At 45.1% G+C, this 26,560-nt stretch carries 24 protein-coding genes and 1 tRNA gene; 16 read left to right on the top strand and 9 right to left on the bottom strand.

Features of this window, described 5'->3' with window-relative positions:
• From Q0668_RS24890 to Q0668_RS24875, 4 genes are all read left to right on the top strand, one after another.
• The coding region (locus tag Q0668_RS24890; RefSeq protein WP_298869261.1) for a hypothetical protein at positions 1-457 on the top strand (457 nt) is incomplete at its 5' end.
• Positions 458-506: 49 nt separating this feature from the next.
• On the top strand, positions 507-1,343 hold the full coding sequence (locus Q0668_RS24885) for a hypothetical protein (protein ID WP_298869260.1): 837 nt from the start codon (positions 507-509) through the stop codon (positions 1,341-1,343).
• 242 nt (positions 1,344-1,585) lie between these two features.
• Complete coding sequence (locus Q0668_RS24880) at positions 1,586-1,774, top strand: hypothetical protein (RefSeq protein WP_298869259.1); 189 nt, start codon at positions 1,586-1,588, stop codon at positions 1,772-1,774.
• Entirely contained in the window at positions 1,759-2,475 is a 717-nt protein-coding gene (locus Q0668_RS24875) for a hypothetical protein (protein ID WP_298869258.1), read from the top strand. Before Q0668_RS24880 ends, Q0668_RS24875 begins: the two co-directional genes overlap by 16 nt.
• A 239-nt stretch (positions 2,476-2,714) precedes the next feature.
• Here Q0668_RS24875 and Q0668_RS24870 read toward each other — a convergent pair whose 3' ends face one another.
• The 3 genes from Q0668_RS24870 to Q0668_RS24860 form a co-directional block, all read right to left on the bottom strand.
• Positions 2,715-3,626, bottom strand: a complete 912-nt coding sequence (locus Q0668_RS24870; protein WP_298869257.1) for a hypothetical protein — start codon at positions 3,624-3,626, stop codon at positions 2,715-2,717.
• A 106-nt stretch (positions 3,627-3,732) separates the two neighbouring features.
• Entirely contained in the window at positions 3,733-5,136 is a 1,404-nt protein-coding gene (locus Q0668_RS24865; RefSeq protein ID WP_298869256.1) for a tyrosine-type recombinase/integrase, read from the bottom strand.
• 134 nt (positions 5,137-5,270) lie between these two features.
• A tRNA-Ser gene (locus Q0668_RS24860) sits at positions 5,271-5,355 on the bottom strand.
• A gap of 499 nt (positions 5,356-5,854) precedes the next feature.
• Between Q0668_RS24860 and Q0668_RS24855 the strand changes: the two genes are divergently transcribed.
• From Q0668_RS24855 to Q0668_RS24820, 8 genes are all read left to right on the top strand, one after another.
• Positions 5,855-9,508 (top strand): hypothetical protein, encoded by a 3,654-nt coding sequence (locus Q0668_RS24855; RefSeq protein WP_298869255.1) that lies wholly within the window; start codon positions 5,855-5,857, stop codon positions 9,506-9,508.
• Between the two features lie 81 nt (positions 9,509-9,589).
• Positions 9,590-10,636, top strand: coding sequence for a tetratricopeptide repeat protein (locus Q0668_RS24850; RefSeq protein ID WP_298869254.1), 1,047 nt, complete (start codon positions 9,590-9,592; stop codon positions 10,634-10,636).
• 164 nt (positions 10,637-10,800) lie between these two features.
• Positions 10,801-11,706, top strand: coding sequence for a MotA/TolQ/ExbB proton channel family protein (locus Q0668_RS24845; protein WP_298869253.1), 906 nt, complete (start codon positions 10,801-10,803; stop codon positions 11,704-11,706).
• A 77-nt stretch (positions 11,707-11,783) separates the two neighbouring features.
• Positions 11,784-12,254 (top strand): biopolymer transporter ExbD, encoded by a 471-nt coding sequence (locus Q0668_RS24840; RefSeq protein WP_298869252.1) that lies wholly within the window; start codon positions 11,784-11,786, stop codon positions 12,252-12,254.
• Between the two features lie 59 nt (positions 12,255-12,313).
• Complete coding sequence (locus Q0668_RS24835; RefSeq protein ID WP_298869251.1) at positions 12,314-12,826, top strand: biopolymer transporter ExbD; 513 nt, start codon at positions 12,314-12,316, stop codon at positions 12,824-12,826.
• A gap of 1,080 nt (positions 12,827-13,906) precedes the next feature.
• Positions 13,907-14,920, top strand: a complete 1,014-nt coding sequence (locus Q0668_RS24830; RefSeq protein ID WP_298869250.1) for a PIN domain-containing protein — start codon at positions 13,907-13,909, stop codon at positions 14,918-14,920.
• Positions 14,921-14,967: 47 nt separating this feature from the next.
• Positions 14,968-15,381: an NUDIX domain-containing protein gene (locus Q0668_RS24825; RefSeq protein WP_298869249.1), complete on the top strand. Its 414-nt coding sequence runs from the start codon at positions 14,968-14,970 to the stop codon at positions 15,379-15,381.
• Between the two features lie 171 nt (positions 15,382-15,552).
• Complete coding sequence (locus tag Q0668_RS24820; protein ID WP_298869248.1) at positions 15,553-16,614, top strand: GNAT family N-acetyltransferase; 1,062 nt, start codon at positions 15,553-15,555, stop codon at positions 16,612-16,614.
• 206 nt (positions 16,615-16,820) lie between these two features.
• Here Q0668_RS24820 and Q0668_RS24815 read toward each other — a convergent pair whose 3' ends face one another.
• Both Q0668_RS24815 and Q0668_RS24810 read right to left on the bottom strand, forming a co-directional pair.
• Positions 16,821-17,051: a hypothetical protein gene (locus Q0668_RS24815; RefSeq protein ID WP_298869247.1), complete on the bottom strand. Its 231-nt coding sequence runs from the start codon at positions 17,049-17,051 to the stop codon at positions 16,821-16,823.
• A gap of 11 nt (positions 17,052-17,062) precedes the next feature.
• Positions 17,063-18,595 (bottom strand): tetratricopeptide repeat protein, encoded by a 1,533-nt coding sequence (locus Q0668_RS24810; protein WP_298869246.1) that lies wholly within the window; start codon positions 18,593-18,595, stop codon positions 17,063-17,065.
• Positions 18,596-18,797: 202 nt separating this feature from the next.
• On the opposite strand from Q0668_RS24810, the gene ispG reads away from it, so the two are divergent.
• Together ispG and zwf are read left to right on the top strand one after the other, a co-directional pair.
• Entirely contained in the window at positions 18,798-19,943 is a 1,146-nt protein-coding gene (ispG, locus tag Q0668_RS24805) for a (E)-4-hydroxy-3-methylbut-2-enyl-diphosphate synthase (protein WP_298869245.1), read from the top strand.
• A gap of 74 nt (positions 19,944-20,017) precedes the next feature.
• The gene (gene zwf / locus Q0668_RS24800) at positions 20,018-21,577 is read left to right on the top strand and encodes a glucose-6-phosphate dehydrogenase (protein ID WP_298869244.1); all 1,560 of its coding nucleotides are present in this window, start codon (positions 20,018-20,020) and stop codon (positions 21,575-21,577) included.
• 60 nt (positions 21,578-21,637) lie between these two features.
• Here the strand turns inward: zwf and Q0668_RS24795 are convergent, their stop codons facing one another.
• The 3 genes from Q0668_RS24795 to Q0668_RS24785 form a co-directional block, all read right to left on the bottom strand.
• Positions 21,638-22,042: a VanZ family protein gene (locus tag Q0668_RS24795; RefSeq protein WP_298869243.1), complete on the bottom strand. Its 405-nt coding sequence runs from the start codon at positions 22,040-22,042 to the stop codon at positions 21,638-21,640.
• Positions 22,043-22,112: 70 nt separating this feature from the next.
• On the bottom strand, positions 22,113-23,375 hold the full coding sequence (locus Q0668_RS24790) for a pyridoxal phosphate-dependent aminotransferase (protein ID WP_298869242.1): 1,263 nt from the start codon (positions 23,373-23,375) through the stop codon (positions 22,113-22,115).
• Positions 23,376-23,485: 110 nt separating this feature from the next.
• Complete coding sequence (locus Q0668_RS24785; protein WP_298869241.1) at positions 23,486-24,145, bottom strand: hypothetical protein; 660 nt, start codon at positions 24,143-24,145, stop codon at positions 23,486-23,488.
• Positions 24,146-24,333: 188 nt separating this feature from the next.
• Here Q0668_RS24785 and Q0668_RS24780 point away from each other — a divergent pair, with 188 nt between their 5' ends.
• The gene (locus Q0668_RS24780; RefSeq protein ID WP_298869240.1) at positions 24,334-24,939 is read left to right on the top strand and encodes a methylated-DNA--[protein]-cysteine S-methyltransferase; all 606 of its coding nucleotides are present in this window, start codon (positions 24,334-24,336) and stop codon (positions 24,937-24,939) included.
• 53 nt (positions 24,940-24,992) lie between these two features.
• Here Q0668_RS24780 and Q0668_RS24775 read toward each other — a convergent pair whose 3' ends face one another.
• The gene (locus Q0668_RS24775; RefSeq protein ID WP_298869239.1) at positions 24,993-25,847 is read right to left on the bottom strand and encodes a hypothetical protein; all 855 of its coding nucleotides are present in this window, start codon (positions 25,845-25,847) and stop codon (positions 24,993-24,995) included.
• Positions 25,848-26,247: 400 nt separating this feature from the next.
• Between Q0668_RS24775 and Q0668_RS24770 the strand changes: the two genes are divergently transcribed.
• Positions 26,248-26,560, top strand: a 313-nt coding sequence (locus Q0668_RS24770) for a YHS domain-containing protein (RefSeq protein WP_298869238.1), incomplete at its 3' end; no start/stop codon positions are given.

Here is a 26,560-nt window from a genome sequence, read left to right as displayed (position 1 = left end):
CCTAGATCGCATTGTATTTTTTATTCCTGACGTATTACGACAGGATAAGCCTGACATGCTAGGTGTTTTAAGTTATCCAGAACTGACAGGTAGTGCGTACGGTATCTACTCAAAGGCAGGGCACTTATTTTTGCATACCAATCGTGCCTTTTTTTCCATTCCAGACGCAGTTAGCAAATTTGTCAAAAATGAATATCCCGATACTCAGAATATTTCCTCTCTTAAAATGCAGGCATCGGATTTTTTTATTGGTCAAGGAGATAGATTGTTTTTGCTAGACAACAGCGATGTCTTAGAACTCCCCCTCTTAGAACTTATTGGCAGTTCAAATATAAAGGAAGATAACAACATCGAGACTAGTGAATATGAGCCTGATTGGTATGACACCCCTCTTTTGAAATCAGAGGCTCAACGTGATAGTTATGAAGATAAGTTTCAGCTTCAGGAAATGGTGTGATTAGTTCTTATTTGCGAACATTGATTACTAATAACAGGATGATTAAGGGTTGAATTTAACAGGAAAAACAGAAGATGGTCCTACAATCAACACTGTTGATGACTGGTTTACCTACGCACCACCAGCCCGTGGATCATTTCATTGGAAAGACTATCGAAGTGCAAAAGAACTAGCCCAGGCTTACTGCAGGTACGGTGAAATTCGCTGTCCAGAAGAACTAACAGCAATTTTATCCGGTCGAAATGAGACGAAAGGACTAATAATTGATAACGCCATCGCAGAAATGGAGATCGCTTTTGACGAGTTCGGTGGAGGTAAGAGAAATGCAGACCTCGCATTATGGGGAAAAACAAAACGGAAGAAGCCGGTAGTCATTACCGTGGAAGCCAAGGCAGATGAAACGGCTGGACCCTCTGTAAAGCAAAAACTGGCAGAGGGAGCAAAAATCGCCCGAAGCAATATACCCAAACGAGTTTCCCAGCTTTCAAATGGAATTATGGGCAAAGAGGTTGACGATTCGATCAAATCTCTCCAGTACCAATTTTTTCCTGCATTAGCTGCTACTGCAGTGCTTGCCAAAGACAAACAAGCTAAGTTGGGAGTACTGATCATACATGAGTTCATCTCTTTGACAGTAGATTTCGATGAAGTTGTCAAAAATGCCAACGCTCTAAATGCCTTTATTCGAATGATTCCCCAATGGGAGAATGAGAGTTTAAAGTCTGGAAAGTTGCTACCCTTTATTAAACTTCCTGGTAGTAAGAGTGTGCCCTCTGATATTTACGTTTCAATTGGGAAGATACGAACTCTTATTCCATTGGGAGCCGGAGGACGTAAACACATCACTCGTGATAATGCAAATCAATTTATTTTGAGTGAAGGTTGATTTCAAATTACAAAAAAAAATCGAAATAATAAGTTCTCGAATACTATTCAACTTCGATTTTTCGGCCGAACGGTATCTAGGCTCAACCAGTAGTTTATTACAACTATCTCTGACTTATAGAAGGATAAAAGAGTAGCACGTGTGACACTCTAAAAATACTAACAAGGAGTTCAGGAATCCTGAGTAAATAAATACACTTATGATGCACAACATATTACAGTAAGACACAAAAAGGATTTCGAATGAATAATAAGAAAAGAGCAGCTAAACAGGCTCGCAAGATACGCAATGAGAAGAAGAAAGTATCAGCAGAATTGAAATCAAAAGAGACTATTGATCAAATAAAAAAAAATATGCTCAAGACTGGAGTAGTGGGCATGCTTCACTCTTTAGTTCCCAAGGCGATTATGTTTGGATGTCCGAATTTCTAAAAGATTATCATCGAATTGTGGAAGTCGGAACTGGCGATGCTAGCGGTACAATGGCCCTATTCAAGAACGGGTCGGTCATAGTTAGTATTGAAGAAAACCCATATTGCTTTGAATTAGCTCAGAAAAATCTGGAAAATGCTGGAATCCCTTTCACTGCTGTACCACTTAGCGAAATTCCCCCCCAACACTCTGGCAAGAATGAAATAAGACATGAAAATATCTTGGCAGAGATGCCTGTTGAGGGAGTTTTGCTTTTAGAAGGTAACGTTCTGAAAGATCAAAGACTTGAAGTATGGCTTAGGGAACATGCACCATTTGATGGAATTGCATGTTGGAATATCGGAACATCCCCTCTTAATTGGATCGTGGATTCGAATGCATCAGAGTACAGATTAAAAGTCCAGAACATTGTTTATCAAATGGGACATTTCATTCTTCGACCAGACGGAATTTTACATATTATTGATCGAGGGCATGCCCCAAAAGAAAATCAGCGACAAGAAATGACTCTCGCACAGCTTGAGGTTCATCAAGATCAGGCAAGTATTACAAACTTACAAGTCGACCCAGAAATAACTTTTCGCGTTTATAATCCCCCAGAGAAAGGGACTGGTATCGAAATGCATGTTGTTAACGACACAACATATGATTTTGATGATAAAAACAGGGCATTCTGGTCAATCATTTCGAAGAAAAGCTAATTGTCATTGCCATATTATTAAAGGGATCGGAGTGGAGAGTGTCTTTCGTCATTTAACACTAATTCATAAGATCCATTTAGCTGAGATGAAGTGACAAGGGCTAGGTTACTGACAACAATTCGCATCCCCGGTAACGAAAGCGTTCCCAATAATATTTGGGTGTCAGTCGGAATAATCCGTACTCGTGTCTCTCTGAAATAAAGCGGTATATCGTTCCATCGTTGTAAGTCGGCGGGGATCTATTTTCGGCGATAATGCCCTGAGACAAATGAGCCATTGCTGCGATAGTAGCCTCGAACGTATGTACTCCCACCACTATAGTTGGAAGGAGGCCGACGCGTACCTATTCTACCTGTGTGTGGATTGACGTTGCCAAAGGAACTCCAATTGTTTGCAAAGCTGTCATCCGAGTTTGTTTTGAAGTGCCCATTCACAAATGTGCCATCCCGACGTATGTGGCTATTAACATAGTGATGACCAACGGAGGGGCGATACGAAGGATCGTAATATCGATCAGTTTTTGATCGAGTATTTGTTTGTGTACTCGACTGAGAGGCGTAAGACGGTCGTGCTGAGGTAAAGTCCGTAACTCGCGCGGGGATAGTTACAGAGGGCTTACCATTATTGCTGGCAATGGCGCTTTCCATTGCTGTCTGGCGAGGGTTTGTTGACTGATTATTTACGTCTGAAGAAAATGACCTGACAGGGCTTCGCTTGGCCGCACGTCGTTGTTCTCGGTATCGATTTGCGAGAGCAACTCCTGCTTCGCTGTTAACCTGAATGACCAATCGTCCCCTAGGCAGTGGAACTGAATTCAGAGCTTGCAGATATGCTTGGTATTGCTTGCTGGATGGCCGATTATTTTGGTCTACTTTTGGTGACTTCGACAAATCAAGCTTTGATTCATTTTGTGACTTTGTGCTCTCAGTATCTGCTTTGTAGGTTGGGTCGGGGTCGAGTATTGTGGAGTTGTAATTTGCATCTCTGAGAATGGAATCATCTTTTCGGGAATCGGTGGTTCCGTTTTCCGGTTTATTGTCGACCATAAGGGGGGATTTAGGTAAGCTTCCATTCAGTTCCCCTGTCAGGAGAATCGTCAACCCGCAAATGACAATGATAGATGTCAATCCGAGCAACAGGTTCATTTTCATAATGAATCGACAATCTAAAGGTTTTGCGTATAAGTGTACGTATTGTTTTTTTTGATATTAAAACCTCCCAGAAGCGAATGCAACAAGAAATTACCACATCTTCTCACTATGGATCATAAAGTACTCTCTCTCTGAATTGATTGTTAATCCAGCCTCGAGCTATTTTTCTCCCAGGTCGATTCATCAATGCATCCTTTAATTGATTTCGCTTCGTTTCAGGGCGTGAATGAGTATAAGCTGCAGTCATCCCTAAACCGTGGCTCGCTCCATTCGTTGCAGAAGTGGAATGGCCCATCAACTCACTTCGGATTAACGGGTCTACGTTCCCGTCTTGCAGACTGGTGGCAAACAGGTGTCGCAGCGATTTGGGAGCAGTGAATTGAGGAAGATCGATTTCTTTTGACAATCTAATGAACTCTGTTCGAATCCGGTCTGTTTTTAAGGAACCACAATCGCGCCAGATCTTTCGTGCCAGTTTCATCAACTGAACTCTGTCCAATGTCTTACCAGAGCTCTTCTCTGTGTTAACTACACGTTTCTTAAGTAAGTCTTCGAGTTGCTTATCAGTATGGCCAGTTAACTCAGGTCGTACGGAGGTTGACGTGTAACGGCGTTGCAAAAAGACTGGGCCTGTAAGTCGGTCGCCGATGGTGATTTTCAGGACATCTCTCAGTTCATCTATTATCGGAATATCGCGTTCATTTCGAGTCTTGACCTGCCATCCTAAATGAGGTTTATTTCTGATGTAGAGCATTCCCGATTTCAGATCGAGATCATCAGGTAGCAGCAGGTGGGTGAGTTCTCCTGGTCGGAGCCCCGTCAGTATGAGCGTAAGAAAAATTGGGAACTGCCAATCATCGCAGGCTTCCAGAAATTCCTTCTCCTGATCGGGACTGAAAATGGAAATGACTTTAGCGTTTTCGATTGGGATGCGGTCCAGATCGAGACTGGAGAATGGGTTTTCGGCATACGGAGAAAGATGCCGTCGTTTTATCGCGTAGCCAAACATGCTTCGGCAACATTGCAGGATGTATTTGATGCCTTTGTCGAGCAGGTGGCGTTTCTGGGAATTCGCATGACCATTGGGAGCGACTTTGATTGTGCGTAGGTAATGTACAAACTCTTCAGCATGTCCGACCTGGAACAGAGATGTTTTCGAAGCGACACCTTTTTGCGCGATAAAATTAATAAGATGGGTTGTCGCAGCCCGGTAACGGCGGATGGTCTGTAATGAGGACCGCAATACCTGTTCGTGATGGTTGAGCCAGCGTTGTTGTAAATCATCAATACTTACTGGCTCGAAATTGAAGACTGAGTGAGTATGAGACTCGAGCTGAGAATTAATACGGGCAGCCATCTGCCGGGCTTGTTCTTTGTCCGGACCAAGTTTGGGTCGCAAACGCTTGCCATTTTCATGGTAGGTGAGATACCAGATTTTCCCACGCAGATCGCCACGGACTTTGCCGATTCGGAATGTTGTCTTACGATTTTGCTTTGATGATTGCTTCATCAACAGAACCTTTCAGAGAACCCCCGTGCCACAAAACGCCACAAATTGTGCCACAAAAAGGAAGCTCTGGAGCGGTCCAGATAAAGCAAATGCCGCTGAGTTATAGGCTTACAACTCAACGGCAATCAAATGAGCGGAGAGGGGGGGATTCGAACCCCCGGTACCTTGCGGCACACCGGTTTTCGAAACCGGCACAATCGGCCACTCTGCCACCTCTCCGAGTTGATTTATTCGTCTGCGTTGAATCCTCTTATATAGACATTTCAGTCCATCGTCAAATTCGCTGATGATTTGATTTGCCGCTCTTTACTTCTCCTTCACGTGAACAAGAGTCATTTTACTCTGCTCTTCTCATGAAAAAAGTGGTAAACAAATCAAATGGAACTCGTTATTTATAGTGTCGGTCTTACGGACTCATTGGCTGAACCGCCGGAAATATTAACGATTCGAGGCATCTTTCTTGCAGAGACAATGCGATCGGGATATGCTGTTATTTATAGATGTTTTCTGTAAAGATTGGTTCTCTCTCAGCTTTGGAAAATTCACAGGTCCCAGAAATTACCAATCGATCAGCGAACATTTTGCATAAGAAGTAGGTATAATGACAGCCGAGGTACTTCCTTTCTATACGACTGCCTTTTTTACCTGATTTCGCAGGCGAGGCTCCTCATGTTTCTCAATTTAGGTTCATTTGTTCATTGGCAATGGAATTAATAATATGCGTCTATTCCATTTAGTTTCGATTGTGAGTCTGTTTACGATTCTGACTTGCGTCTCCTCTACATCTGCTGAAGAGCAGTATCTTGAGTTCCTGCAGGGATTACGCGATAAGAATTATCACGATACGGCTCTGCAATATCTCGATCAGATTGCTGCCGCCAAAGAAACACCCAAAGAGATCAAAGAATTAATTCCCTTTGAACGTGCCATGACTTTAATGGTGTTTTCAAGGACGCAAAAACTGCCAAAAGATCAGGAGGAAACGCTCAATCTGGCCTTGGCACAACTCGAACTGTTTGCGAAGCAAAGCCCCAATCACCCCAAAGCGGGAACCGCAAATACCGAACGCGGCAAAATTATTCTTGAAAAAGCAGAGGTCGAAGGCCGAAAAGCACGGTCACCAGCTGAAGGGAATAAAAAAGAATATCAGGTAGCGGCGCGAAAACTGGTTGCACAGGCGCGAGCGATTTTTCAAAAGGCTTATAATCTGCATGAAAAAACCTGGAAATCATTTCCTGCTACTTTTATCGATAAACAGAAAGAGCCCGAAAAGTATAAAGCCAGGGCAAAAGCCGAAATTCAATTCATGAGTGCACAACTTGACCTGGCCCAGTGTACTTATGCAGAAGCGCAAACCTATGATCCCGGCAGCGCCGACTTCAACCGCCTGTTGAAAAAGGCTTCTGAGGAATATGCTAAAATTCACGAGCGATATCGTAGTCAGGTGGGGGGACTGTATGCCCGCATGTGGCAAGGAAAGTGTTTTGAGGAACAGGGCGAATTGGGACGGGCGCTGGGGATTTACAATGAGTTACTAGGTCATCCCGGTAAGTCGCTTCCCATAAAACAGCTCAAAGATAATATCCTGCAATTTCGATTGATCTGTCTCAATGATGAGAAGAAAAAAGATTATCAACTGGTTATCAACGAATCAGAACAGTGGTTGCGAGAAAATCGTTCCCGGAATCGGACTGCCATCGGTCAGGGAATTATGTGGGAGTTATCTCGTGCTCAGGAAGCACTGGCAAATATGGAAGGCACAAAAAAGGCTGATCAGGAACGCATCCTGCGTCAGGCTTTAACGAACGCCCGTTTTGTAAATGCTTTCCGAGGCAAGTATCGTGATGTCTCCCGTCTGATGGTGGGCCGAATCAATTCCCGTCTAAGGGGAAGGTCCGGCGGAGATCCCGAAGACTTCGAGACCGCGTATGGTTTAGGGCAAGACCGTGTTAAACAGACCAAGAGTTTAAAAGACAAAGTTGCCGCTGCCAAAACGGCACCAGAGAAAAAGAAAGCTCAGGTTGTACTCAACCAGTTTATGGATGAAACGGCTCGCATTCTGAAAATTGCTTTAAAGCTGGCAACATCCAAAACAGACCCTAAGGAATTGGATCACGCACGATTTCTCCTATGCTATACCTATTACAATCTAAGACGCAGTTACGAATGTGCGATTCTAGGTGAATATATTGCGAACTTTCATGACAAGGACAGTGCCCAGATTGCCTTGGATGCGGCCTATCTGGCGTTGGCTGGTTACCTGCAAGCTTATAATGATTCTCCTAAGGAGCAGCGTTATGTTGATAATCAGCACATGGAAAGTGTTTGCAATCTGATTACCGCCAAATGGCCCGAAAGCGACCGAGCCAATGATGCAAAAATTCAGTTGGGCAATATCTACAGTCAAACAGATCGACCGGCTGAAGCCGCTAAATGGTATTCACAAGTTCCTGTAACGGCTCCACAATATGTCGATGCGCAAATCAGGGCAGGGCAAGCCTATTGGAACAGCTATCTAACGAGCATGTCACGTCGATCTGAAACAAAACCTGCAAATGTGAGTGAATGGGCTAAACTGGCTGAAAAACATCTGCTGACCGGGATTGCAGCGACTCAGAAATTAGTTCCACCCACGGCAGCCACTCCAGAAAATCTCACAGCCGCGAAAACTTCACTCGCACAGATTGAGCTTAATAATGGCCAATACCAGAAGGCCATCGATATTCTAGGCAAAGACCCTCATTCGGTTTTGAAAGCGATTCATCTTGCGAAAGGCAAAAAACGACCTGCCAACGGGGTTCAAAGCAGTGAATTTGCAAACCTCGTCTACCAACTTCAACTACGAGCTTACATTGGTCTGCAACAGATTGAACTGGCCCGCAAGGCGATGAAACAGTTAGAAGATTCTGCATCGGGGACTGGTGGTGAATCAATTACCGAGATGTATCGTCAACTGGGTGAAAAAATCACAGAAGAGATTGAACGCCTGAAGGCGGCCGGCGATACCAAACGCATCGATGATGTCCGTAAGTCATTGGAAACTTTTTTGTCGGATATCTTTAAGAGAAAAGACCAGACTTACGGTTCATTGGTCTGGATCGGTGAAACCTATTTTGGGATGGGGCAGGGAGCCAGTGAGAATCCGACCATCGCCCGAAATTACTACGACAAAGCTGCTGCCGCATTTGAAGAAATTCAGAAACGTCAGGCAGCGACAGGCGATTTCATTCCCGGGAATTTCCAGGTGGGGATCACGCTTCGTCTCGTCAATTGTAAACGGGAACAGGGAGAATTTGAAGAAGCACTAAAACTGATTACACCGGTTCTCAAAGAGAAAGACAAATCACCTGAAGTTCAGTTTGAAGCGGCTTCCATTTTACAGAACTGGGCAGCCAGTGGTCAGCCGGATACTGAAGAAAAATACCTGGAAGCCATTCAGGGAAAGACACTCGAAGACGGGGCCCTCGTTCGAGGTTGGAGCTATCTCTCCCGCCTGTTACAAGGTTCAGTGGCTTCATCTGGTCGCGACGATTTGAAGAAAATGTATTATGACGCCCAATACAATAACATCGAATGCCGTCACAAATATGGTGTGGCCCAGAATGATGCCAAGCAGCTTGAACAGGCGAAATACGAGACGAACGTCTTCGGTCAGATCAGCGTCGATCTGTCAGACGAGGATTGGGAGCGATTCAATCAGCTCTATCGAAAGATTCAGACCGATCTAGGAGAAGATCCTCAAGACCTGGAGCGGCTTGTCTCTGTTACCGAAACGGTAGCCTCAAATGAAAATAAGCAGCTCAATTCTGCAACACCCACTAACACGCAACAGAAGGTCGCTCAACAATCTGCCGATCCTTCAGAGGCAACAGGGGGGAGTAATACGGTTTTATTCCTGGCAGTCATTCTCCTGGGAGTGGGAGGTGCTGTCGCCTTTTACTTCTTCGGATTGAAGCCTGGAAAGAAAGGGCCGTCGTCCTATCAATTGGCCGCAGATATGGGCGCACCGCCACTGATTTCAGCACCGCCTGAAATTTCAGCGCCGAAGCCGGCTACTAAATCAAGTAGATCTGAGCCAGCAAAGTCTTCTCTGCCAGACATTAACATTGGTAAACCACAGCAGAAATCAGCGCCGGAAAAATCAGCACCAGCAAAAGTTAAAACGAAAAAGAGTCCGGAGCAAGGTGAACCGGACAAAGAGAAACGAAAATTAACACCAGAACAAATCGCGGCTCGTAAAGCCAAACTGGCCCAAATGTCGCCCGAAGAAATTGCAGCTCGTAAAGAAGCAATTGCCAGGAAAAAAGCCGCACAGGCAAAACAACAAAAACAGTCACGACCTCGTCCGGAAGGTGATTCCAAAGACGTCTGAAACTTCCCGTTGATTCGGGAGCATCAGACGGAATCTCAAACCGCGGTGAGACATCAATTATCGTTGAGGAGCAATATACTCATGAAGTGCCCGATCTGGTCTACATTGATTCTTCTGGCAACTCTGCCAGTTTTGTCAGTTTCAAGCCTCGAAGCAGCAGATACGATTTATCAATATAATAGCGGCAGCCCGCTGTTAGGAGATATCAAAGGATATTCTAAGACAGAACTGACTTTACAACGTGGGACAAAAAGCGTCAAGATTCCTGCAAATGAAGTGCAGCGCATACGTTGGGATGGAGAACCACCACAACTCAATATCGCACGGAATCAGGAAGCAAACGGGAATTATGCTGCCGCCTTAGAAGAGTATAAAAAAGCACAAGCGAAAGGGAGCGCCAATCTAAAGAAAGATTTGCAGTTTATGATTGCCAGGGCGACCTCCAAAAGTGCACTCTCTAACCCGGCTGCTTTGGATGGTGGGATTAAAATGCTCGATACGTTTGTCAAAGCCAATGGAGATCATTATCGATATTACTCGGCAATGAAACTGCTCGGCAAAGCCCATCTGGCGAAAAAAGATTACACGGCAGCGAATACCGCATTCGGCGCTGTAGAAAGGTCTCCCTGGAAAGATTACCAGATGGATGCCAAAAACATGAAGGCGCGTGTAATGCTTGCACAAGGGAATATCAAAGGTGCCTTAGCCGCGTTTAACGCAGTAGCCAAAATGGATGCGAAAACAGAACCAGAGCAAGCCAGCAAGCGGGCAGCACAACTGGGAAGTGCCGTATGTCTCGAAAAAGACGGAAAGCAAAAAGAAGCAATCAAAATTCTTGATGAAATTATCAAAACTACCAGTTCGCAGCAAAGCCCTCTTCTAGCAGAAGCCTATTTAAGAAAGGGAGACTGCTTTCGAGAATTAGGTGAATCCAAAGAGGCATTGATCGCCTATTTGCATATCGATGTTCTGTTTTCAAAAGAACCTGCGATTCATGCTCAGGCGCTCTTTCATCTATCCACATTATGGGGAAAAGTACAGAAACCGGAACGAGGCGTAGAAGCCCGTGCCATCCTGCAACAGCAGTATCCAAACAGTGAATGGTCCAAAAAAGCCGCAGGAAGCTGATATTTTGAGACGAATGTCAGATTGCTGCAAAGATTCAGTGAGTCTTCCCTTTACAATGCAATTTTGACCTATAAATAATAGCAGGAACTTGAAAAAAGACTTTAATGTCCAGTCACAAGTGATCCACGATTAACACTCCTTTCAGTAGACCGGAGACCACAACGATGATGATGGGGAATTCCTTGGAACGGAATCAGACTTCACTGGCTTACCGAAGCCTGAGCATATTACTTCTTTGCGCAGTGGTGTTGACGCCGCTCGGCCTGAACAGCAATAGCTGGGCTTATCAGGACGCTGCAAAAACACCACCCGCGGGCGAAGCACCCGCTGCAACTCCTGCCCCAGCGGGCGAAGCCCCTGCTGCAGCGCCAGCTCCGGCTCCCGCTGGTGAGGCACCCGCGGCAGGAGGTGGTGGCGACGCTCCCGCAGCTGCCCCGGCAGCGGCAACAGAAAGCTTTCTGTCCTGGATGATTCGTGCCTCTGGTTTCTTCGGTTTGATTCTGCTTTTACTTTCGTTTTTAATGGTCGCGTTGATCATGGCTAATGTACTCTCGATTCGACGAGATAACCTCATGCCACCAGATCTGATTGCCGCCTTTGAAGAAAAAATTAACACGAAAGATTATCAGGGTGCCTACGAGTTAGCGAAAAGCGATGACTCATTCGTGGCGCGCGTGCTGGCTGCCGGCCTGAGTAAACTCAATCAGGGTTATGCAGAGGCCGTCGAAGGCATGCAGGAAGTCGGCGAAGATGAAAATATGGCCATGGAACACAAACTGAGTTATCTGGCGTTGATTGGTGCCATCGCACCAATGATCGGACTGATGGGTACCGTTTATGGTATGATCTTGAGTTTCCAGACCATTGCGAATTCTGCCACATCTCCCAAACCTTCGGAACTGGCAGATGGTATTTCCACCGCGTTGTTTACGACCTTGGAAGGTTTGACAGTCGCGATTCCAGCAATGATTTTCTACAGCTTGCTTCGAAATCGCGTTTCTCGATTTTCACTCGAAGTGGGGATGATCAGCGAAAGTCTGATGAACCGTTTCTCTTCAAATTCGAAATAATACCTGGAGCGATCAGACAGATGGCATGCAATAGAGAGTTGCAGGCAATAAATCCTGTTTGAGTAGAGAGTGATTCAATGAGAATAAAATCCAATAAACCGGCAGTCGCTGAAATCGATATGACGCCAATGATTGATATTGTCTTTCAATTAATTGCGTTTTTTATGGTGATTACCAACTTTGAACAGATCCAGGCAGATGAACGTGTCAAACTGCCCTCGGACTCACTGGCAAAACCGCCAGAAGTCAAAGCGGCTGACGAACTGGTGTTGAATATTGGTTTTGAGCGAAATGATAAGGGGGAAATTACCGACCCCGAAGCTTATATTTTTTATAACGGTGAAAAAATTCCAGTATTGCAGTTTGGTCCAAAATTCGAACAGGAAGCACGAATTTACAAACAGAAAAATCAGGACCCGAAAGAGGTTCCTGTGATCTTAAGAACGGATGCTCTGGTAAAAACAGGGCTAGTCCAGGATCTAATTAAGATCGCTCAGGAAAATGGATTTACCAAGTTTGCCTTCAAGGCGACACAAAAGACTCAATAGCGACAATTTTTGAAATCACTGTCAATGTGACAGATACTATCATTGCAGGATCAATTCCTATGAAGTTACGCAGTTCAGGTCGAGAAGCTGAAAAGATCGAGCCCCAAATGGCACCGATGATCGATGTGGTTTTTCAACTTTTGATCTTCTTTATGCTGACGCTGAATATTGTTGAGCCGGAAGGCGATTTTAACGTCAATATGCCGATCACTGACAGCGCAGACGCTTCTGATGAACCACAAATATTTCCTGACATCAAGGTGCGGCTGGTGGCAAATGAAGATGGATCATTGAACACAATTCGCCTGGGTCAGAGGAATCTAGGCAACGGCCCGAACGTCTTTGCCGGTTTGAATAATGAGATTCTAAAAATTATCGGCAAGCCTGGTAACCCTATTACCAAGGACATGGAGGTCGAAATCGAATCTGACTACAACCTGCATTATGAGTACACTCTGAAGGCAGTCAGTGCCTGTACGGGCCGCCTCGATTCTTCAGGCAAGCACATCATCCGCTACATCGAAAAAATCAAATTTGCCCCCCCCGTGGATGGAAACAGCGCAGGCAGTTAAGAGACAGAGACTCGTTCAAATTGGAATGAAAGTGCTCACAGTTCATCATGATCGTGAGCACTTTTTTTATGTCTTTTTGTTTCTGAAAATATGTTCTTCTCTAGAACGTATCCCATTTGACCATAACACGTTTCATTCTATTGTATTCGTTTCAAATGGCCTTGAAGACGTTACGATAAACCTGGACACAGGCTTGTGAAAATTCTGTCTTATTACAAATAACGCAAATTCGCTAACGCCATGCCCCATTTTCCGGGAACCTTCCATCCCGTTTTGATATCTATCTTTCAGAGAAGCCAATCTTTTGTTCGTGGATAGAACGGGATGCCTTACTTTCTGGAAGGTAAATTCCATGCCCGTTTATTCTGCCGGAAAACTGCGTGGCACCAATGAGACTTAAGTCATTGTCGATTCTAAAGTCACTCCGAATAAATACTTACTGTATAAGTAAAGATTGCGATTATGTTTCAGAATCATTTGATACTGATTACTTTTCAGTGGCGTACAAGTTTTCGTTTGGATATAGTGAACGAGTATCCCTTTGCTCATAATGGGCAAAAGGTTTAATATAACAGCCTGAAAATACAAGGTTCAATATTTTGAGAATTGCAGGCTGAAATATGTTGTGTGTTTGGGAGATCACACAATGATTTTGTTATGTCGGCATCTGTTAACGAAAACAGCGATCAGAGGTTCGATGCCATCAGAAAATTTGGTGAAGGAATAGACGAGGTCCTGAACTAAATAGAGCATCCTCAGGCTGTTGAATTCACGAATGGATGGAATGCTGCTGATTTTTAGAGAGATGAAATCTCGTTGCCAGATTAGTTCGTCAGGTTGACTGAACTATGAATTTACTGAGATGATTCGACAAAGCTTGCATTTGCCGATTTCAAAATCATTCCCAAACTCTCTGGATGTCTGATATTGTTTTCCGGAGAACAGGAATGTTTTGGTTCAAGTCCGAACTAAGTTCGTGGACTTACATTATCTGTTTTTTTAAAGCATGTTAGCATACAGGGTACTTATGGGAACAAATAACTAGAATGTTTGTCTTATACTTAAAGTGATTTATCTAACATGTTGTTAATAAGTATCCGAGTGCTCTACGCCTTCGTTTGTGCGGGAGCCATTGCCACTTTTGTCAGTTCCAATCCCCCCAGTCCAGTCGATCAATATCCTCTGATCGCGTTTGTGCTTTTGATGATCTTGACACAGGGAGTAACCTGTCTGGATCTTCTTATCAGCCGCAAGCGAATTGAAGTGATGTCAGCCATCTATTTTGGGCTGTTGGTCGGAGTGCTCCTCAGTTATCTGTTAATCCAGGCCCTCGAACCTGTGATTAAAGAAACTCCCTGGGGAGAGGGAGTCGTGATGATTACGACCCTGACTTTGCCCTATCTGTGTATATCTTTTTTACTCCAAACCAAGGACGACTTTCGATTCATCGTCCCCTATGTGGAATTTTCACGTGAATTGAAAGGGGTCCGTCCTTTGGTGCTTGATAGTAGCGCGCTCATTGATGGACGGATAGCGGATGTTGTCGAAACAAAAATTCTGGATTCGGAAATGATCGTCCCCGATTTTATTCTGAAAGAAATCCAGGATATTGCAGACAGCAGCGATAAAGTTCGACGTGTTCGCGGACGACGTGGCCTGGATATTCTTTCTGGTTTGCAGAACAATCCCAACATAGATATATCCATGTATGATGCGAATGAAACGGACAAAGAAAAAGGACTCACCGTTGATCAGCGATTAGTGGTTACCGCGAAAAAACTTGGTGGAAAAGTGGTGACTAACGACTTTAATCTGAATAAAGTCGCCAGCGTCCAGGGAGTCGATGTAATCAACCTCAATGATGTCGCCAATTCCTTGAAACCCCGCTACTTGCCCGGAGAACATATTCAATTGAAAATCATCAAAGAAGGGGAATCGCAGGCGCAAGGCGTCGGATATCTGGATGATGGAACGATGGTAGTTTGTGAACAGGCAAATCATCTCGTGGGGCAAGATGTAGATGCTGTCGTCACCAGTGTCCTGCAAAGCAGCGCAGGTCGCATGATTTTTGGCCGTGTGACTGAGGACCGATAAAGGCTCACAGAGCATAGAGACGGTTCCGGAATGCAACGGATGATGACATGAACACCCGGAAAACGAATCAAATTGGGATTGCCGTTGTCGAATGTCAACGGCATTTCCTGGTTGGCATTCGAGATACCGAATCTCCGCTACCCGGATATCATGAATTTCCGGGTGGAAAATGTTTAACTGATGAACCAGCCAGTTTATGTGCCATCAGAGAGTGCCGGGAAGAAACGGGGCTCGAAGTCATCGCTTTAAAAGAATTGCTTTATCAAGAGCATTCGTATGAGCATGCAGATGTGAAACTACATTTCTGGTTATGCCAGCCCGCTCATCTTCAGGAAGATTTGATCGACCAGAATCTGAAAGGCTTCAATTGGTTTCCTGTGAAATCCCTTCCTGAACTGCAGTTTCCTGAAGCGAACAGGGGTCTCATTGAACTACTCTTAAGTACTTATGCAACCGGATGATAGCGAATCAAATTTCTGCTTGAAGACAGTCCTGCTGTTTATGACTTTGATCACTGATGCCCAACCGCTTGGATTCAATTTGACTTCCCATGTGAGTGACCTAGACTTCATGAATGTTAGTTATCACCACAATTCGTCGCCAGTTAGAAAACTTGAACAGGTTCTTAAAGCATGGGTTATTCAATCACTCAGGCATCTGCGAGTGACAATCAGGAAGAATTGCTTTCGTTGATTAATCGGAATTTCAAGAAAACCGATGCGCAATGGTTTAACTGGACTCATCATCAGAATCCGTTTGGAGATAACTATTGCTGGCTGGCCCGAGAAGAAGCAGCTGGACAACTCATCGGTTCAACAGGTTTATTGACTCGTCGCATGAGCTATAATGGCAAACCAATTTTTGTTGGACAGGCAGAAGCAATTAATATCGATAAAGAACATCGATCTGCCCAGGCTGCTCTGAAACTGCAACGCGCTCTGATTTCACATCTTCCGGAGACGGATTTTAATTTCGTCTATGGCATGACTGTAGACGCAGCAGCTATTTTCAAACGCTGCCGCTACAAAGAAGTGGGAACATTTCAGCATTGGGTGAAACCCATTCGATCTGAATATAAATTAAAAGATAAAATTCGCTCCACAATATTGAGGAAAAGTGCTTCAAGCCTCATTGATCTGGCAATGAGGGCGTATTCTCTTGAATCGAGAACTTTTTTGACTCACCGCAATAAAGTAAACTTTGATGCCCCCATCGATGGTCGATTTGAAACGCTCTTCTCAAAATATTCAGGCGAGCTCATGACGGTAGATCGATCTCGTGATTTTCTGGAATGGCGTTTTCGCAAAGAGCCCAATACACGATTTCATGTGATGACACTGGAAAATTACAATCAGGAACTATTGGGATATATCGTTTATGTTATGGGGGAATCAGGTCGCAATGGTGATTACGCAGCGGGGATACAAGATTTTTTCTTTAAAGATATGAAGTCACTGAAACTGATGCTGACGGCTTTCTGTAATCATTGCCGACAAGTAGGACTGGATTCGATTGTCATTAATTATTTTGGTCGGGAAGAAGTGAGGAAGCTATTTTCCCGGTTCGGATTTTTTCAACGACACGGCGAAACAAAGGTCTTTGTTTATGCCAATCCACAAAATAAAGAATTCGATTCAGAAACGATTCTCGACCCCAATCGTTGGCATCTGACAAACGCCGAATTGCTATCTTGAATTCAGGCTATTGCGTGTGTGTTTGCCGGCTTTGCTGTTCGCGAGCGTTTAGCTCGGCAGCCGCAGAAGAATTCGTGTTGAGTTCCGCGGTGGCAATTGTGGGAATACCGTAACCAAATCCTTTCAGAGGATTAAACCAGATCTCACGTCCCGTGTACGGGTCCAGACAATAGGTATAACCATCAATGGAAACGAATAACTGTTCGTCATCGACCAGGATTGCGACATAGTTTGACCTGCCTTTTGATGATTTCCAGGACCATATTTGACCTGCCTTTTGATGATTTCCAGGACCATAACAGATTGCCCGTATCCCGGTTCAATGCAATCACACGCGAGTTGAAACTGACGAACAACAGATCATCTATCGAATAGGCGTCAGAGATCTGATCACGACTGTCTGAAAATCCCGCGTCGTCCAGAAAACCACCATTCATTTAAAATTGCCTCACTTGATCGGACGAATGACAGGTTTTCCAACCGTTTTATCTTTGTTCAACTTCGCAGGACCTAAGGCAGGATCTATCGCAACGGCACGTTCAAAGTCTTGTGCCGCCTTTTTAAGTTTTCCTTGTTTCTTGAACGACTTAGATCGCATTAGATAGGCTTTCGCAACAATCTCGTCAATCCGTTTAGCCCGTTCGAAATCACGCAGCGCATATTCGAAATCGCCACGCTTCATAAAGGCATCACCACGAACTGAATACGCTTCCGGGTTAGGCTGAATACTGATGGAACGTGAACACTCCTGAATACAGCGATCCAACTTGTTTTCCTCCAGATAGAGGGCACCGCGAATAAAGTACCCCTTCCCGGTATCCGGAGTCAGTTCGACGATTTTTGCATAATCAGTCATCGCTGCTTCACGCATCTCTGATTTCAGATAAAATTGTGCCCGTGCCAGGATCAGATTAGTATCTTTCGGTGCCTTAGCAATGCGATCATTGATACCTGCTAACGTTTGCAACCAGACAATTTTTTCTGAGTCAGCCTTGGCTTTTTCTGGTTGATTCATTTTTTCATATGCGACCATTCGCTGCCGATAAAATTTCAGATTCTGGGGGCTAAGTTCGATTGCTTTGGTAAAATCTTCAGCAGCTTTGGCAAATTTCTTTTGTTTTTGCCAGGCCAGACCACGATTGTCATACGCATTCAGATATTTGGGATTCAGTTTGATGATATGATTCAAGACCTCAAATGCCTTATCTGTCTCATTTAAATTCATCAGTGCAAACCCCAGGTTGTTCATAGCATCAATACTGTCGGGTTTGATACGTAAGACCTCTTCAAAGTCGGCCCGAGCTTCTTTTAGTTTGCCAGATGTCGCAAACAATAAACCCCGGTTGTTATAAGCTTGATGGTCTTTTGGGTTGAGTGCAATCACTTTGGTAAAATCTTTGATTGCCAATTGGCTACCTCCACGCGTTAGGAAAAATAAAGCACGCATAGAATAAAATTGAGCATTGTTCGGGCTCATCTCAATTGCTTTTGTTAAGTCGACGATCGCATTTGCATCCTGTTTTAGATCTGCCCATGCACTTCCCCGGCGAAAATAGTATTTCGATTCCTGTGGATTCAATTTGATCGCCATCGATAAGAACTTGACCGAACTAACCAGTTTTTCCTGTCTCTCTTTTGCCAGTTTGATCCGCTCTGCTTCTGTCAGTTTTCTCTGTTTCTCTTCTGATAGATTTTCCTGATTCTGAAACGCGATCGCCTCAAGGAATAAATTCTCCGCTTCTTTGAGGTCGGCTGCATTACCAGCAGTCCTCTCAAGAGAATTCCCTTCCGCGGATTGTAAAGAAGCGTCCTGTTGCGCTGCATCCTTTGAGGTGGGTTCGGACGCCTTTACAGATTTTTGCACAGAATTCTCTGCTGTTTGATTTGGTTTAACCGCTTGCTGTGAAGTCGGTTGCGTATCGGAACCACAGCCTGAAATCAGACACAAAACGGCCAGCATCCATGCCATATGACGATTCATTTTTTATCCCACCTACTTCTTGTATCCGCTGTTTTCGCATAAAATGTCATTAATTGACCGACGGCTTGTAAATCGACATCTAAAATCTGTCAATCCCAATTGAATTTTCTCCTTTTTTCATGAATGGACGTTGGACCCGGGATCTTTTACAATTCGTGAGCTTGAGAGACCTCAGCAATCTTTTCTTAAAGGAACAGACAACTTGCAGTTACCCCGAAATCCAACCAGAGAAGTGCGTATAGGTACAGTTGTAATTGGAGGCAAAAATACAATTGCCGTCCAAAGTATGACAGCGACCAAAACCAGCAACATTGATGCAACCGTTGCCCAGATTCACTCACTCGAGCAGGCGGGGGCTGATATTGTACGCATCGCAGTCGACAACAAACGAGAAGCGGCTGCACTCATCGAAATCAGAAAACAGACAACGGTTCCATTAACCGTCGATTTGCAGGAAAACTATCGACTGGCAGAAGTTATCGCGCCTTATGTCAGCAAACTGCGATATAACCCGGGACACCTGTATCATCATGAACCAGAAAAACACTGGCAGGAGAAGGTCCGATTTATTGCTGAAATCGCAAAGGACAATGATTGTGCGATGCGTATCGGAGTCAATTGCGGCTCTGTCGATCCGGCAAAACTGGAAAAATATGATCCCCATGATTCGATCTCACCCATGCTGGAAAGCGCTCTGGATCATTGCGAATTTCTGGAATCGATTGACTTTACTCGATTTTGTGTCTCGCTCAAGGATTCCGATCCGGCTAAAGTCATCGAAGTCAATACGCGGTTTGCTGCCAAACGTCCGGATATTCCCCTGCATCTAGGAGTGACCGAAGCAGGGATGCCTCCGGATGGAGTCATTAAAACGAGAATGGCATTTGAGCAACTTATCAGTAAAGGCATCGGAGATACAATCCGCGTTTCCTTGACCGTTCCCAATGATCGCAAAGGCGAAGAAATTGAAGCAGGTCACACGATTTTAAAAGATATCGCCGCTGGTCGTGTACGAACCGTGGTCGATTATGATTTGCCAGGATTAAACATCATCAGTTGTCCCAGTTGCTCTCGGGTCGAAAACGAAGTGTTTGTCGATCTTGCCGCAGATGTCAAACAAATGACCGAGTATGCCAAAGACTACAAAATTACGATTGCAGTGATGGGTTGTAGGGTGAATGGGCCTGGAGAAACAGATGACGCAGATCTCGGACTGTGGTGTGGTCCGAATTATGTCAATCTGAAAAAAGGGAGCGAGTCTTTAGGCCGTTATTCATATGATGAAATCTTGCCGCGGCTCAAAGGCGAACTGGATTCCCTCATTGAACAGCTTTCGGCAAAAATCTGAAATCCTGTTGTGTGTAAATACACGTTTCATTCTCATAGAAATATACTTTCATTAAAAAGACATGGATGTAAGTCATGGCCAACTCAAATTCTTCGATAGATCTGACGACGGCGACCATTCTGATATTTGGTGCCTCAGGCGATTTGACTGCCCGAAAATTAATTCCCGCACTGTTCGATCTCTGGAGCGATGGCTTTCTTTCTGCAGATCTTCCGATCATCGGCCTGGCGCGACGGTCAAAAACAGATGAACAATTTCGAAACGAACAACGAGATACCGTTTCACAATTTACACGTACGGGCACTGTGACTGATGAAAAATGGGCCTCATTTTCCAAACGGCTGTTTTATCGTGAAGTCGATATCACTAACGAAAATGACCACGAAAAACTCAAAGCCTCCATCGAAGCGGTAGAACGCGAAACTCTCGGGGATATCATCACCAAACGCGTTGCTTATCTAGCGACGGCTCCTTCATTGTTTTATCCTGCCGTTCAGGCACTCTCCCGTGCAAAGATGGTACCCCGAAATTCTGATGCAGAATGGTTGCGGGTCGTGATCGAAAAACCGTTTGGCCACGATTTGAAATCTGCACAGGAATTGAGTCAGCAGCTCAGCGAACTTTTAAGTGAAGACCAGATCTATCGAATCGATCATTATCTCGGTAAGGAAACCGTACAGAATATTCTATTGTTCCGACTGAGTAATTCAATCTTCGAGCCACTCTTGAATCGAAATCATGTCGATCACGTACAGATTACCGTGGCAGAATCACAGGGCATAGAACATGGTCGAGGAGGCTATTATGACCGCTCGGGCGCCTTGCGCGATGTATTACAAAATCATGTTTTGCAACTGCTGTGTTTAATTGCCATGGAACCTCCCGCGCTATTCAGCGGAGAAGAAATTCGTGACGAAAAATTAAAAGTATTAAAAACACTCTCGCCGGGAAGCAAAGGCGATGTTTCAGACTGGGCTGTCGCCGGTCAGTATACGGCGGGACAATCGTTTGGCCAGGCGGTACCCGGATATCGGGAAGAAGATCGCGTGCCCGCAGATTCACGTCGAGAAACATTTGTTGCAATGAAAGTTTTGGTAGAAAACTGGCGCTGGGAAGGCGTCCCCTTTTATCTACGGACGGGTAAGAGATTGCCTGAACGCGTTAGTGAAATTGCCATCCAATTCAAACATCCTCCCATGAATCTGTTTACCACCGTCGAGTGCGATGGTGATATATGCTCTCTGGTGGAACGGAAACCAAACGAGCTCATTTTCCGTATCCAACCTAAAGAGTCGATTTCAATGCAGTTTTCGACCAAACGGCCCGGCATGCAATATCAGATTCAGCCGGTGACAATGGACTTTGCTTTTGAAGATGCCTACCACAAAAGTTTGCCTGAAGCCTACGAGCGCCTGCTGATGGATGTACTGAGAGGTGATTCAACGCTGTTTACTCGCAGCGATGAGCTGGAAGCGGCCTGGAAGTTTGTAACACCCGTTCTAGAACAATGGGAGCAAGCCGACCATACTCCCGAGCCTTATTATGCAGGAACATGGGGACCAGCGGGTGCGGCTGCACTCTTGAATAAATCGAAACGCAACTGGCGAACTCCCTCTGCCAGCAAAGAAGTGTAGGCCACAGGCGAGAATGCGATCCTGGTTTTGAACTCATTGCTCAGTCAAAAATCGCACGATTCACGATGCGTCATCGTTTTGAAATCGGTTGAAAAGTCGCTGGCAGGGTTTGCGTACCAGTAGAAATATCACAATTCCCAACAACGCTCCCAGGGTATCAGCCACCCAGTCGTCAACACTTGGCTCGCGCCGTAACACGGGAATTCCCTGCAACAGTTCATCCAGTACGCCAAACAAACTCACTCCCACAAATACGACGAGCAGGCGTAAGGGAGTCAGTTTATCCCATTTGAAGGAGAGCCACCAAATCAAAAGAAACGAAAGTCCCGTATAAGCGATAAAATGCAGGGGGACATCAGTCCCTTGTGGCAATGTTCCTTTTTTAATCGGGATATGAGTCGCAGTAAACAGCAGGATCCAATACAGAATGAGCCCAATGCGAATCAGTGTTTGATAACGATTCATAACATCCCTGAAATATCGTGTTTTTTCTGCTACTGATTTGCCTGCCAGATAAATTGAATGATGCAGGGTTTTAAACAGGATAAGGTGATTTCAGACGCGCAGACGGGTTTGCTTCCAGATATCCGCTGATTCGATCTGTTCTGGACAAGGCTACTGGAATAAAGTCAATCGCCTGTTCCAGCCGATCATTGGGCTCGGCACAACTGAATCGCAAAAATCCGTGACCTGCATCACCAAAACATTCTCCACCGAGACACGCAATTCCGAAATCATCGTCAGCATCATTCAGTAAGTAAAGCGCCAGCCCGTGACTCGTAATTCCTAACTCGTTGCAGACGGGAGCGACATTGACAAACACATAAAACGTGGCATGTGGATCAAGGGCATGAAAGTTCTCGATCTGATTCAACTTATTCGTTAGCAGAACCACTTTCTCCCGAAACTTCAACATGACCTCATCGCGTTCCTGGGAATCACAATTCAATGCAGCAGCACCAGCAAGCTGTACTAAAGGAGGTGTACAGGAAAGAGTCGTGTTAACCATTTTCCCGATCGAAGCAGCGATTTCTTCAGAAGCAACACAGAAGCCCAGACGCCAGCCACTCATGCTGTAAGATTTACTGAAAGTATAAGCCGAAACACATTGCTCCATCATTCCCGGTTGTGCCAGAATCGAGTGATGTTTCCCCTGCCAAACCATATGACAATAAGGTTCATCACTGAAGACAGCGATATTCTTGCCGCGGATCAAATCGGCAATCGCCTTGAGGTCGGCTTCAGCAATGACGCCTCCAGTGGGGTTATGCGGTGAGTTGAGGAAGATCGCTTTTGGAGCAGGATCCTCTGCCAGAAACTTTTCAATGTCAGCCAGATCAGGGCTGAAATTATTTTCCTGTTTGAGATCTGACAAAACCATGCGTGCGCCACGGCGTTGAATATTAGGCAGATAGGTAGGGAAATAAGGACTAAAGACGAGTACGCCATCACCGGGATTTAAAAACGCTTCACAGAAGAACTGCTCAAAAACTTTGGCCCCCGGTCCGACAACGATATTTTCCGGTTTGGCAGCGACCTGAAATTCACGCGATACAAATTCAGCAGCAGCTTTTCGGAACTCAGGAATCCCCGGCGATGCACAGTAATGCGACTGGTTATTCTGTATGGCTTCGATACCCGTTGATTTCGCAGAAGCCGTACTGTCAAAAGGACTGTCTCCCACTTCCAGTTCGACAACATCCTTTCCCTCTGCTTTTAACTGTTTGGCTATCGCCAGAACGCTGAAGGCAGTTTCAACGGTAAGAGACTGAGCAAAATCGCTTAATGGTAAAGCCACGAAGGAATCCCCTTTGAGTTTGATGTTTATGGATGCACGCTTTGATTACTACTTTATAAGGGTCTGAATCTTTTTGAAACTTGCTCGACCCGGATTCTACAAATCACTCTTTATTTCGTGGAAATTGCTTGAGCTAAAGGTCGCAAAACCTGATCGATCACATAATCATTCATCAACTGATCCGATTTGGTTTTCAGATTCAGCATGGTTTCATCCAGTTTCGTGTCAGCAGAAAGACTTCCATACTGTCGTAAAGTAAAGAAGACAGAAATCTGTTCATCGGAATATTCTTCACGTCTCACCTGATAGGCGTTGGTTCGCGTCTCGATATGAAGTCGCGCCTGACAGCGGCAGGTGTCGTCCAGACTGAGAGTGATCGCAGGCTCATAGTTGAGAGCACGCGACCCCGGAATCTGTAACAGGCTGTCGATGGCCTGATTCGTTCCCAGAACTTCGGCCACTAATGCATCGTGATTCCCCTGATAAGAAAAGTCAAAACCCACCACATAATCCAGGGCTTCACAATCCAGCGGACTGACGGACAGCATGTAGGGTACCAGTTCCAGCATCAGCTGATGCTGCTCCAGACCATCATCTGGGTCATTGGGATTCAAGTAACCACTACAAATACGCTGAGTTTCCAGAGACATCCAGCGCTGGCGTCCGGTCTCTTTCTTATCTTCCTCCAGCATGAAACCGTTTTCACCACGGTTATAAAAGTTCTGCATTGAGGGAAATGATTTTTGTACCCGTTCAAAAAAGTTCAGCACAGTCTCCCGCGATGAAGGTAACGTCATTTCGGTGCACAAATTCAGATTAATAAAAAAATCGTCGGATAACATACTGTATTGATGCATATTGGCTCTATTATCTTGTGTTTTCGGCAACACGAATCTTAAAATGAAAGAAAGTGAATTCATACGTTTTCGATGTAAACCATTCTATCGGGGAATTTCAGATGGGTCAAAGTACTGCCTCAGTTCCGAAAGCTGTTTCTGGAACATCACATAAAGCTGCCGTTGATCAATCTGAACCCTTAAAAATATCCGTTTTTTCTACGGAAATCGGCTGGTGCGGACTTTTAGGGCGCGCCGAGACTGTCGATCGGCTTCTAATCGGACACCACTCTGCGGCTGATGTTCATCAAGCAGTCAAGGCTCTCAATCTCTCAGATCAGGTCAACTCCGGCGAAAAAATCGAACAAAAAAACTGGTTTCCGGATTTACACGAAAGACTCCAGGATTATTTTCAAGGAGCGCTCGTTGAATTCCAGGATATCAAAATCAACTTGCCGCGGTTGACAACATTCCAGTCACGAGTCATTCGTGAATTAAAAAAAATTGGGTACGGGAAATCGATCACCTATGGCGATCTAGCAAAGAAAGCAGGAGCACCCCGTGCCGCTCGAGCTGTCGGAACTGTGATGTCGTCCAATCGAATTCCGATACTCATTCCCTGTCACAGAGTGATTGCATCCGGAGGAAAACTGGGAGGCTTTTCCGCACCTCAGGGGACCTCGCTCAAGCAGCATTTGTTAACTCTCGAAGACGAGTCCTTCCGGTAACGAAACGTATCAGATCTCAATAAGGATAAACCACACCGACTGACAGGGACAATTCAGGCTGACTTGCGGGATGCCCTTTCAGGGGCAATCGAGTCCGATGGGGGCACTTGTGAATCTTTGCTTTGATGTTTTGGAGATTCCCGTTGATCCAGTAGCGCCTTTTCAAACAGAAAAATCCTCTGACTCAGTGAATCAATCCGTCGGCTCACTGATGTGGTTGCCTGTTCCATACCTGCAGAGACGAGTGTAATTACACCCAGAAACAACAGCATCTGTCCGGCGGTACTGATCAGCCAGCCTGTCGAGGCATAGTTTGCGGGACCGCCATAATAGCCCCAGAGGACAAGCGTTGTTCCAATTGTCAGAACGGCGACTCCACCATAGGCCATTAATTGTCCCACCAGCGCCAGCCAGTTTGGGCTTTGATCATCTTCTTCAATCAAAGTCTGAATATTATGATACTCCGCATGCAATTTTGGGACTGCGGTTTCTTGAAAGGAAACAGACTCGAGCTCTTCAATCGCTGTGTCTGCAATATGATCCTCTGTTTGAAATACGTTTTCCTGAGTCGACTCTTCTACCGGAGTCTGGTAAGCAGCGGGTTCCTCACTAGTTCGTTCCTGTTCAGCAAACGTTTGCGGCATCGATTCCAGGGGATGAGTTTCCGATTGATTGAAGAGAGGCGAAGTCGATGTGGGTCGAAGTTCTGATTTGGCCAAAGGACCATAAGGATCCAATACCTCGCGATTTGACCAGCGGGCTAATAGCTTGCGGGCTTCCTGAGTTTTATCGCTAATACGTGCAGCCGCGGTCGTTCCGAGATCATTACTACAGATCGCACAATATACTCGCTTAGAGTCTGCAGAGACTTCTGCAGCCACATCCGACTGGCAATTCGTGCACCACATAAGGCACCTGGTTTTTTATAACTAGATAGTGAGAGAGGACTTGGGAAATGTCTGAAAATGAGATTTCTGGGAGAGAGATCTTCATTATCAATACTTGGTAAATTCATGCAAGACTGATTTTTCTGAGACGCTACCCTGTGATCTCGCTTTCTTTCAATGGAATCGATTTGTGAGAAGTGAAAAACATGTTGGGAGTGTGAAATACTCCACAGATTTGTTCCTGAGGCATGGTAATACTTGGGCATGTTAATACTTGCTGTATGACTTATGGCTGTATGACTTATGAGACCGGAATCGTTCTAATGAAACGCATGATGTCACAAAGAGTGGTGTTTCTGAAGCAATTCAAAGGCTCAGCCTCAACAGTAAAAACGTAAAGTATAAATTTCAGGAGAATTTGATGAAGTTGACTCGATTTTTAATGGTACCCGTAATGTGGACAGCGATCGCCTTAACTGGCCCGATGCTCGATGCAAAAGAAGCAAAGCAAGCTCCAGTCGCCCTGGATGGTAATTGTGCTGTCTGTCTGGTGAAAAGCAAAAAAATTGTCAAAGGCTCGCCCCAGCATGCTGTAGTTTATGATGGCCGTACTTATTTATTTCCTTCCGAGGAAGTCAAAAAGAATTTTATTGCCAGTCCAGAAAAATATGTTCCTGCGTTGAACCGATATTTCCCATTTGGGTTGAGCCAGGAATCGATCCAGGCTCGAATCA

The sequence above is a fragment of the uncultured Gimesia sp. genome (assembly GCF_937910335.1).
GTDB lineage: Bacteria > Planctomycetota > Planctomycetia > Planctomycetales > Planctomycetaceae > Gimesia.
The sequence above is the reverse complement of the archived record's forward strand: the minus strand, read 5'-3'. Positions and strand labels throughout refer to the sequence as shown.